This window comes from Pseudomonas sp. 57B-090624, from assembly GCF_003234055.1.
Lineage (GTDB): Bacteria > Pseudomonadota > Gammaproteobacteria > Pseudomonadales > Pseudomonadaceae > Metapseudomonas > Metapseudomonas tohonis.
The window spans coordinates 1-2,470 of sequence record NZ_QKRU01000166.1; the positions used below are offsets into that span (position 1 = coordinate 1).

The window sequence follows — 2,470 nt, forward strand, 5'->3', positions numbered from 1 at the left end:
GGGTATTCGGAATAGCCGGTTGATGAAGGGAACTTCTAACCGGCTTCCGAAGGCGGTGTAGTGATGTTGATGGGAGGCTCCAAGAAGCGCTCCAAGAGCTTCCCTATAGGCACCCCCATGTCCACCATGGCGGGTGCCGCTCGTGCAAGGTCAGCGTCCGTAGGGACGCCATAGCCCATTGTGAAGGGCGATTCCCGGCGAGGCTTTTCCTTGCGCTTCATTCTGTGCTCGACCGAGAACAGCATCTTGGCCCGGAACATCTCGAACGACATGCTCCGTGCGGCCCTGTTCAGGTCTTTCATTTGCCGGTTCATCGACTCGGTGAAGGCATTGGTATTGCGCTTTCCGTCACCGAAGTAGGCGAAGATTTCCGCCTCCCAGTTGCTCATTGCCGTGGTCAGCGGCGCCCACTGGGGGCGCTCCTCCGGGGTCAGGCTGGAATGCCAGCGCCGGTACTCTTCCTTGGCGTCAGACTCGTTTTCCAGATTCCAGATGTTCAGGAACTCTTCCTTGAGACGGTAGGCGGCACCGAGTTCTGGGAACTGGTTGAGCCACGTATCGACCACCATGCGGTTCATGGGGTTGAGGTCATGCTCACGCATCAGCATCAGCTTTCGGTCGCCCTTGAGTGCCCGGCGCCGGTGCTGTGACAGTCCGGCCTTGATGCCCTTCCTGATCTTCTCCATGGCCTCATTGGCCATGCGCTGGATGTGGAACTTGTCCACCACGATGGCGGCATCAGGCATCAATGCCTTCGCCACCTCGCGGTAGGGGTTCCACATGTCCATGCACACAATCTCAATGTCTTTGCGGTCTTTGAGGCGTGACAGGTAGGCCGTGACCTGCGGCTTCGTGCGCGACTCCAACAGGTCGATGATGGTTTCCTCTTCGATATTGGTCAGCACGCAGCGGTAGGTGCGTTGCAGGTACAGCTCATCAATGCCCAGCACACGGGGCGCAGAAGGCTTGTAGCGGCCTTTCTGCGCCTCGGCATGGTCACGGAACAGCTTGCGGATGATCGCTTCATCCACGCCAACCTCGCGGCCCACGTCGCTATTGGTGCGACCCACAGCGGCCTTGATGATGTAGTCGGACAGCCGTTTGGTCATTCGGTGGCCCTCGGCCATCTCCGGCAAGGCCGGGCTGAACGTGCCATTGCAGGCCCGGCAGAGGAAGCGGCGCCGGATTAACCAGAGCGTGACCCAGCGTCCATGCAGCGGCAGGTCGCGCAACTTCATCTCCTTCTTGCCAAAGCGCACCACCTCGCCGTAAACCGCGCAGTTCGGGCAGATGACCGGATCAGGGTATTCCACTTGGAAGCTGTACTCGTTCTCTTCCTCGTGGAATCCCACGATCTTGGCCTTGAGAGGGTGCAGGATGTTGTCGGGCAGGGTTGTCAAGGCTTCATTACTCCGGTTCCAGAAGCCTTGCTGGCCTCATACGCCATGCGCTGCGCAAGGCGTTGATTGCACGCCGCAGCCAGTTCGGCCAGTTCTTTGTTGCTGGGCAGCATGCCGTTCGGCTCCAGCAGGCGGCGAGGCAATTCAGCCAGTGACACCACCATGGCTTCTCGGTCAATGGCTTTAGCCCAAGGCACCGTTGGCTTGTTGTCGCGGTCGTAGGTCAGGGAGAACATCCAGCGGTCGTGCTTCCACCCATCGTCACCCGCCATCACCGCTTCAAAAACCGTGCGGGCGGCCTGGTCAGCCACTTCGGAGGCAAGAGCAAACGCCAGCTTGAGGCGCTCAGGGTCTTGGTTGCCGTACCCGCCAGTCTTGCGAATGGCTGGCAAAACTTCGTGAGTGATCCAGCGCTTGAAGCGCTTGGCCTCTTCCTTGCGGCTGGTCAGGATCAGGCTGTATAGGCCGGACTCGCTGACGATCATGATTTCCTGCCGACCGCCGGGGGTGGATACAGTGCATACACCCTTCTCGTCATCATCGAGGCGGCCAACTGCTTGCCGAGAGCTGACGATCTCAAGCGCAGCGCAAACATCCGCTGCGATGAACCAGATTTCACCGTCGCGGTTGACGGTGCGCACTGGCAGGTGGTCGAAGTTGAAGGTCTGGTGAGGGGTGTCGCTGGAAGTGGCACCCACAGAGAGAAGATTTTGACTAGCCATGATGGCCTCCTGACATTCGTTCAATTTCGCCCCTTGTTCAGAGAGGCGGCCGGGTACTTGAACACGGTGTCAGGACCGCCCGCAGATTTCCCCCGAAGGGTCTTGTATAGCTGCGCGCTACCCGGCCATAGACCGCTATTGTCCCGCATCACGGGGCAACGCAAAACCTATGGACGTGAAAAAGCCGCTTTGACTTTCGGGAGCGGCTTCCGCCTGACAAGGTGTGTTCAGCACCTGACATGAACTCTAACGCCAAGAATGCAGGCTGTCAACAGCAATCTACGAAATTAAAATTGAAATGTAGATGCTGACCTACAACACCGAATCAACAGCCTTTTCCGAATACCC

Annotated in this window: 2 protein-coding genes; both read right to left on the reverse strand. The window is 58.6% G+C overall.

Features of this window, described 5'->3' with window-relative positions; all coding sequences use genetic code 11:
* Positions 1 to 35 precede the first annotated feature (35 nt).
* Positions 36 to 1,400: an ISL3 family transposase gene (locus DMX10_RS32150; protein ID WP_017515528.1), complete on the reverse strand. Its 1,365-nt coding sequence runs from the start codon at positions 1,398 to 1,400 to the stop codon at positions 36 to 38.
* Entirely contained in the window at positions 1,397 to 2,122 is a 726-nt protein-coding gene (locus tag DMX10_RS32155; protein ID WP_081333255.1) for a Bro-N domain-containing protein, read from the reverse strand. The genes DMX10_RS32150 and DMX10_RS32155 overlap by 4 nt, the downstream gene beginning before the upstream one ends.
* Between the last annotated feature and the right edge of the window lie 348 nt (positions 2,123 to 2,470).